5 protein-coding genes are annotated in these 4,079 nt (G+C 70.0%); 3 read left to right on the plus strand and 2 right to left on the minus strand.

Features of this window, described 5'->3' with window-relative positions:
- The coding region (locus EQG76_RS09300) for a TAXI family TRAP transporter solute-binding subunit (protein WP_159712718.1) at positions 1 to 758 on the minus strand (758 nt) is incomplete at its 3' end.
- 116 nt (positions 759 to 874) lie between these two features.
- On the opposite strand from EQG76_RS09300, the gene EQG76_RS09305 reads away from it, so the two are divergent.
- From EQG76_RS09305 to EQG76_RS09315, 3 genes are read left to right on the plus strand one after another with little or no spacing between them, the layout of a single operon-like run.
- Positions 875 to 1,315: a hypothetical protein gene (locus tag EQG76_RS09305; protein ID WP_159712720.1), complete on the plus strand. Its 441-nt coding sequence runs from the start codon at positions 875 to 877 to the stop codon at positions 1,313 to 1,315.
- Complete coding sequence (locus EQG76_RS09310; protein WP_159712722.1) at positions 1,312 to 2,061, plus strand: SDR family oxidoreductase; 750 nt, start codon at positions 1,312 to 1,314, stop codon at positions 2,059 to 2,061. Before EQG76_RS09305 ends, EQG76_RS09310 begins: the two co-directional genes overlap by 4 nt.
- Positions 2,058 to 3,323, plus strand: a complete 1,266-nt coding sequence (locus EQG76_RS09315) for a cytochrome P450 (RefSeq protein ID WP_200840678.1) — start codon at positions 2,058 to 2,060, stop codon at positions 3,321 to 3,323. Before EQG76_RS09310 ends, EQG76_RS09315 begins: the two co-directional genes overlap by 4 nt.
- Here EQG76_RS09315 and EQG76_RS09320 read toward each other — a convergent pair.
- Positions 3,308 to 3,961 carry a DUF6134 family protein gene (locus tag EQG76_RS09320; protein WP_159712724.1) on the minus strand — a complete coding sequence of 218 codons (654 nt, stop codon included), beginning with the start codon at positions 3,959 to 3,961 and terminating at the stop codon, positions 3,308 to 3,310. The genes EQG76_RS09315 and EQG76_RS09320 overlap by 16 nt on opposite strands.
- Positions 3,962 to 4,079 lie beyond the last annotated feature (118 nt).

Here is a 4,079-nt window from a genome sequence, read left to right on the forward strand (position 1 = left end):
TTGGGCACCGCCGCGGTCGGCACGTCGCTGTCCTGGCCGTCATAGGTACCGGCCGGGACGGTCGAGGCGTAGAAGGGCTGGCCGATCTGCTCGATCAGCGAGGCCTCGATCGGCACCACCGTGATCGGCACCGAGGTGGCGAGGTCGCGGATCGAGGCCACGCCCAGGCCGGCCGACTGCAGGGTGGCGTCAAGCTGGCGGTTCTTCATGAGCTCGACCGATTCGGCGAACGGCAGGTACTCGACCTTACCGAGGTCGTCATAGGACATGCCGGCGGCCGCCAGCACGGCGCGGGCATTCAGCTCCGTGCCGGACTTGGGCGCGCCCACCGAGAGCGCCTTGCCCTTCAGGTCGGCGATGGATGCGATGCCGCTCTCCTTGGACGCCACCACCTGGATGTAGTTCGAGTAGATCGCCGCCACCCCGCGCAGCTTGTCGAGCTTCTTCGGGAAGCCCGCTTCCTCGCGGCCGTTCCATGCGTCGATCAGGCTGTCGCCCAGCGTGAAGGCGATCTCGCCCTTGCCCTGCTGGAGCAGGTTCAGGTTCTCGACCGAGGCCTTGGTCGCCTGGGCCGAGGTGCGGGCATCCGGGATGGTGTCGCCGTAGATCTTCGCCAGCGCCACGCCCAGGGGATAGTAGACGCCTGACGTGCCGCCGGTCAGCACGGTGACGTATTCCGCGGCCTGGAGCCGGCTGCAGAGCAGGGCGGAGCCTGCCACCGCCGAGCCCAGGAGAAGGCGCCTCGAGATCATCTGCATTGCCTCCCGATCGTTGAGCTGCCGCAGCAGCACTCGGCGAGCATGCTTGACCGAACTGGCCGGTGCCGTCCATCGGTTGCGGCAAGGACAAAGATGCCGGGGCAGGTGAGGCGCGCATGCAGGCAATCCCGGAACAACTCGGCCGGACGGTCTATGCCGAGGTCGACGAGGAGGCGGGTCCGGACCCGCTGCTGCAGGCGGCGGGCTGGCTGGCCCGTTTTGAGCCGTGGCTGGGCCACTGCCGGAACGTGGGCCTCGCGGTGGCAGCGCGGCAAGGCGTGCGGGCGACTGTGGTCTCGGCCGGCTACCAGGACGACCGGGCGGCGATCATCCACCTGGTGGGCCCACGGCCGACAGGCCTGACGGCGCGCTGGAAGCTGGAAGGTGCGGCGGCGACCCTGGAGGCGGAGGACGGCGTGCTGCGGCTCAGCCGTGCCGGCCAGGTTCTGGATCCGTCCGGCATCGCACTGCCGGACGCGCTGCCGGAACGGGTGGCGATCTTGAACGACGCGCTGGCAAGAGCCGCTGCGTCCAGCCTGGTGGAGACGGTCGAATGACGGACAAGGTGCTGCTGGTCACCGGCGGCGGGCGCGGCATCGGGGCGGCGATCTGCCGGCTGGCGGCGCGCGACGGCTGGGACGTCGCGATCAACTATGCGGCCAAGCCCGGTCCGGCGGAGGAGGTCGCAGACGCGGTGCGTGCCGCCGGGCGCCGCGCGGTCACGATCGCGGGCGACGTCGCCGACCAAGCGGCGGTCGTGCGGATGTTCGACAAGGCCGAGGCGGCGCTCGGCAAGGTGACCAGCGTGGTGGCCAATGCCGGGATCGTCAACAAGGTGGGCCCGCTCGCCGACATGCCGGTCGACGTGATTCGCCGGGTGATCGATGTCGACCTGCTGGGGGCGATCTGGACGGCACGCGAGGCGGTGCGGCGGATGGGCCGCTCGCACGGCGGCCAGGGCGGGGTGATCGTCAACATCTCGTCGATGGCGGCGGTGTTCCGCGGGGCAGGCGGCTTTACGCCCTACGGCATCGCCAAGCTCGGCGTCGACGCGCTCACCGAGGGGCTGGGCAAGGACGTGGGTGGCGACGGCATCCGGGTCTGCGGGATCCGGCCGGGCCTGATCGACACCGAGATGCAGAACGACACCGGGATCGAGAACCGGCTGGAACGGTTCGGCCCGACCGTGCCGATGGGCCGGGCGGGCACGGCCGACGAGGTGGCCGAAGCGGTGGTCTGGCTGCTTTCCGACAAGGCCAGCTACGTCAACGCCACGACCTTCAACGTGTCCGGCGGCAGGTGAGGGCCGGGCCGCTCACTCTCGATCCCGTTACGCGGCGGGTCTGGCTCGATCCGCGCGACCCGAGCTTCTTCCTGGATCCCTATCCAACTTACCGGGCGATGCATGCGCACTGCCCAGTGTTCTTCTGGGAGGAGCTCGGCCACTGGTGCCTGGCTGGGCTGGCCGAGGTGGATGCGGTCCTGCGCGACCGGCACTTTGGCCGCGACGCCTGGCAGGCGGCTGCGTGCGCCGGGCAGGCGCCGCCCGAGATCCCGCCCCGACTGGCACCGTTCTATGCGGTGGAGGCCTGCTCCATGCTGGAGCGGGAGCCGCCTTTGCACACCCGGCTGCGCGGCCAGGTGAGCCGTGTCTTCGTGCCGAGGCGCATCGAGGTGCTGCGTGGCGAGGTGCAGGCACTGGCCGATCGGCTGGTCGACGCCTTCCCGGCTGGCCGGCCGTTCGACCTGCTGCCGGCCTACTGCACCCCGATCCCGGTGGAGACGATCTGCCTGCTCCTGGGTGTGCCGGCGGCGATGGCGCCAGACCTGCTGGACTGGTCGCACCGGATGTTGGCGATGTACCGGCCGGGGCGCAGCCGGGCCGACGAGGACGCGGCGGTGGCGGCTACGGAGGCCTTTGTGGCTTGGCTGAAGGCGCTGATCCGGGAGCGGCGCCACTGTCCAGGACACGACCTGATCAGCCAGCTGGCCGGCCAGGACCCGGCAGAGGGGGGCCTGAGCGAGGACGAGCTGGTCTCGACCTGCATCCTGCTGCTGAATGCAGGTCACGAGGCCACCGTCCATGCGCTGGGCAATGCCGTTGCCGTCCTGCTGGCAGAGCCAGGCGATCCCGCAGCCCGCTTCGCCAGGCCCGAGGCCGCTTCCGCGACGGTCGAGGAAGCGCTGCGTTTCGTCCCGCCGCTCCACCTGTTCTGCCGCCATGCGCTGGCCGAGGTCGAGCTGGCGGGCCTGAGGCTGCGGCCGGGGGAGCGGATCGGCCTGCTCCTGGGTGCTGCCGGCCGTGATCCGCGCCGGTTCGCCGATCCTGACCGGTTCGATCCCGGACGGGCGGACCGGCGTCACTTGGCGTTCGGAGCGGGCATCCATGCCTGCCTGGGCGCGGCGCTGGCGCGGCTGGAGCTCCAGGTGGCGCTGACGACCCTGTTCCGGCGTTGGCCGGACCTGCGCCTAGCCGCACCCGTGCGCTGCCGCGACAGCTGGCATTTCCACGGGCAGGAGGAGGTGCTGGTGGCGACCGGTGCCGGAGCTCAGGCAATCGGGTAGTAGTCCAGCCGCTCGCCGCGGGTGACGAAGCTGGTTCGCACGAACCGGCCGCTCTCATCGTACCAAATGGAGCCGGAGCGGCCCTGCGTGCCGCTCATCTCGTAGCGGGTTGCCGCCACCTTCCGGCCGTCGCCCAAATCGACCATTTCCGCCACGCCGGGGGTCGTGCTGGTCTTGATCAGCTCGGTGGTCTTGCTGTCGAGCAGGGCGGTCTGGTGGACGATCTCCTGGTTCCAGAACGCGATGTCGGTCATCGTGCCGAGCGGCACGCGGACCCGGCCCTTGGGCCCCTGCACCACGAGCTGCTCATCCTTCGCCGCGAAGCTCACGTCGAAGATGTCGCCGTCGTCGACGATGCGGGAGCGGCCTTTCACCAGCGTGCCGCCCCGCCAGTGCTCGACCGCGTCCTGCTTGAACGACGCCACGGTGATGAAGGCCAGCTTGACCTTGATGTCGATGGCCGTGGTGACCTTGACCAAGTCGTCCTCTGGCTCGAAGCGGATTTCGTGCCGGCCGATATCGTCGCCCTTGCGCATGACCCGGAACGTGGCGTTCTCGAACACGACGTCCGCCCGGCTCCGGTCCGGAAGGAGCAGCGCTCCCGTGGCCGCGAGCAGGAACATGCGGCGTTCGATCATCCAGCTGGCCTCCTTGAGGCGTCCTTCTGACGCCAGAACTTCACTCAAGGCGGGCCGGTTGCGGCACATGCCTGCTGGCGCCGCGTTGCCGCGCCCCTTATTGCAGCGTCTAGCAGAA

The organism is Geminicoccus flavidas (assembly GCF_009806515.1).
Lineage (GTDB): Bacteria > Pseudomonadota > Alphaproteobacteria > Geminicoccales > Geminicoccaceae > Geminicoccus > Geminicoccus flavidus.